Source organism: Streptomyces phaeochromogenes, from assembly GCF_001418655.1.
GTDB lineage: Bacteria > Actinomycetota > Actinomycetes > Streptomycetales > Streptomycetaceae > Streptomyces > Streptomyces phaeochromogenes.
The window spans coordinates 1-3,037 of sequence record NZ_LIQZ01000585.1; the positions used below are offsets into that span (position 1 = coordinate 1).

At 66.1% G+C, this 3,037-nt stretch carries 2 protein-coding genes and 1 rRNA gene; 2 read left to right on the forward strand and 1 reads right to left on the reverse strand.

The features are described from left to right. Nucleotides 1–79: 79 nt before the first annotated feature. Entirely contained in the window at nucleotides 80–889 is an 810-nt protein-coding gene (proC, locus tag AOK17_RS46180; protein WP_055618632.1) for a pyrroline-5-carboxylate reductase, read from the forward strand. A 42-nt stretch (nucleotides 890–931) separates the two neighbouring features. Here the strand turns inward: proC and trpS are convergent, their stop codons facing one another. Continuing rightward, the gene (trpS, locus tag AOK17_RS46185; protein WP_055618633.1) at nucleotides 932–1,930 is read right to left on the reverse strand and encodes a tryptophan--tRNA ligase; all 999 of its coding nucleotides are present in this window, start codon (nucleotides 1,928–1,930) and stop codon (nucleotides 932–934) included. A gap of 843 nt (nucleotides 1,931–2,773) precedes the next feature. Here trpS and AOK17_RS51845 point away from each other — a divergent pair. Beyond that, nucleotides 2,774–3,037 (forward strand): 16S ribosomal RNA (locus tag AOK17_RS51845); the annotation flags it as partial.

Genomic DNA, 3,037 nt, shown 5'->3' on the forward strand with positions numbered 1-3,037 from the left:
ACCGGACAACGCGGCCCACCCCCACGCCCCCGGTGCGAGGATGGGCCTCGGACGACGCACCCCCGGAGGGCAACCGAACATGACCCAGAAAGTCGCAGTGCTCGGCACCGGCAAGATCGGCGAGGCCCTGCTCAGCGGAATGATCCGAGCCGGCTGGGACCCCGCCGACCTCTTGGTCACGGCCCGCCGCCCCGAACGCGCCAAGGAACTCCAGGAGCGACACGGCGTCACCCCGGTCACCAACGCCGAGGCGGCCAAGAGTGCCGACACCCTGATCCTCACGGTCAAGCCCCAGGACATGGGCACCCTCCTCGACGAACTCGCCCCGCACGTCCCCACCGACCGCCTGGTCATCAGCGGCGCCGCGGGCATCCCCACCTCCTTCTTCGAGGAGCGCCTCGCCCAGGGCACCCCCGTCGTCCGTGTCATGACGAACACCCCCGCCCTCGTCGACGAGGCCATGTCCGTCATCTCCGCCGGCAGCCACGCCACCGCCGAGCACCTCGCCCATGCCGAGGAGATCTTCGGCGCGGTCGGCAAGACCCTCCGCGTCCCCGAGTCCCAGCAGGACGCCTGCACCGCCCTCTCCGGCTCGGGTCCGGCGTACTTCTTCTACCTGGTCGAGGCCATGACCGACGCCGGCATCCTGCTCGGCCTGCCCCGCGACAAGGCCCACGACCTCATCGTCCAGTCCGCGATCGGCGCCGCCGTGATGCTCCGCGACAGCGGCGAGCACCCCGTGAAGCTCCGCGAGAACGTCACGTCCCCCGCGGGCACCACGATCAACGCCATCCGCGAACTGGAGAACCACGGCGTACGAGCAGCCCTCATCGCCGCCCTCGAAGCAGCCCGCGACCGCAGCCGCGAACTGGCCTCCGGCAACAGCTAGGAGGCCCGGGGCCGGACCCGCCTCCGGCCCCACCGCTCCTCGTCACATCGCCGGCAGCAGCCCGATCGCCCGGTACGCCGCGTCCACCCTCGGCCTCGCCATCTCCCTGGCCTTCGCCGCACCCTCCTGCAACACCCCCTCCACGTACGCAGGATCCGCGCACAACTCCTTGTGCCTCTGCTGTACGGGCCTGAGGAGCTCCACCACGGCCTCGGCGGTGTCCTTCTTCAAAGATCCGTACGACTCATATACACCGGCCAAGGCCTCCGGGTTCCCACTTCCACACGCCGCGAGAATCTCCAGCAGATTCGAGACCCCGGGCCGGGCCTCCCGGTCGTACGCCACGTCCCGCCCGCTGTCGGTCACGGCCCGCATGACCTTCTTCCGGATCACCTCGGGCTCGTCGAGCAGATAGACGATCCCGGGCCCCACGTCGTCGGACTTCCCCATCTTCGACGTCGGCTCCTGCAGGTTCATGACCCGAGTCGCCACCTTCGGAAGCGTGGCCCGCGGCACCACGAACGTGTGCCCGTACCGCTGGTTGAACCGCACCGCCAGATCCCGTGCCAGCTCCACGTGCTGCGCCTGGTCGTCGCCCACCGGCACCTCGTCGGTCCCGTACGCCAGGATGTCCGCCGCCATCAGCACGGGATACGTCAGCAGCGACAGCCGCACACTCCCGCCCCGCGCGCGCTCGACCGCGGCCTTCTCCTTGTACTGGATCATCCGCCGCATCTCGCCGTCCGTGGCCACACACTCCAGCAGGTACGACAGTCGCGCGTGCTCATCCACATGACTCTGGGCGAAGACGGTGCACAGCTTCGGATCGAGCCCCGCGGCCAGCAGCAGCGTGGCCGCCTGCCTACTGAGCCTGCGCACCCGGCCGGGATCGTGGTCCACGGTCAGCGCGTGCAGGTCGACGATGCAGAACAGCGCGTCGGCCTCGTGCTGATCGACCGCACTCCAGCGCCGCATCGCCCCCAGGTAGTTCCCCAACGTCAGATGCCCGGTCGGCTTGACCCCGCTGAAGACCCGCTTCATTCCTCTACCTCCTGGTCGAGGCCGCCACCACCGCCGGCCGGCGCTCCAGGAGGGAGAAACAAGAACGGCCGCCGAGGCGGCGGCCGTTGAGTACACGCGTATGTACGGCCGCCGTCAGGCGGCCCACCACAGCTGGGTGCACGCGTGCGTAGTCATGGCCCCGAGGGTACGCCTCCAGGGCGGCTCCCGGCGTCAAGTTGACACGCCCTGGACCCCTACGTAGTGTTCTCCGAGTTGTCCGACGTGAGCGCCGACTTCGGTTGGTCCCCGGACAGCCATTCCGCAACAAGCACACAGCGATCGACGATCCGTCGTCGGACCGTTTTCATGCGCGTTTGCGAAATGAGGAATCAGCGTTCGAAAGGGCGCGACCCCGATTAGCTCGGGGGCCAGGATTCCGCTAAAGTCTCACTCGTCGGAACGGCCCAACAGCCGGGAAGACAACCCGCTCTGACCGGGAATCAGGCCCGAAAGGATCTGATAGAGTCGGAACCGCCGGAAAGGGAAACGCGAAAGCGAAAACCTGGAAAGCACCGAGGAAATCGGATCGGAAAACGGTCTGATAGAGTCGGAAACGCAAGACCGAAGGGAAGCCCGGAGGAAAGCCCGAGAGGGTGAGTACAAAGGAAGCATCCGTTCCTTGAGAACTCAACAGCGTGCCAAAAATCAACGCCAGATATGTTGATACCCCGTCCATCGCATTATGTGGTGGGTGGAGGTTCCTTTGAAAAAGTCCTGCCGGGCTAACACCTGGTAGGCGCACAGCGAGGACGCTGTGAACGATCGGGCTTATTCCGCTCGACTGTTCCGCTCTCGTGGTGTCATCCCGATTACGGGAATACATTCACGGAGAGTTTGATCCTGGCTCAGGACGAACGCTGGCGGCGTGCTTAACACATGCAAGTCGAACGATGAAGCCCTTCGGGGTGGATTAGTGGCGAACGGGTGAGTAACACGTGGGCAATCTGCCCTTCACTCTGGGACAAGCCCTGGAAACGGGGTCTAATACCGGATAACACTCGCCGAGGCATCTCGGTGGGTTGAAAGCTCCGGCGGTGAAGGATGAGCCCGCGGCCTATCAGCTTGTTGGTGAGGTAGAAGCCGACC

Bases quoted from the DNA above. Each gene is read 5' to 3' on its own strand.
- proC (WP_055618632.1), top strand. From the start codon at position 80: ATGACCCAGAAAGTCGCAGTGCTCGGCACCGGCAAGATCGGCGAGGCC.
- trpS (WP_055618633.1), bottom strand. From the start codon at position 1,930: ATGAAGCGGGTCTTCAGCGGGGTCAAGCCGACCGGGCATCTGACGTTG.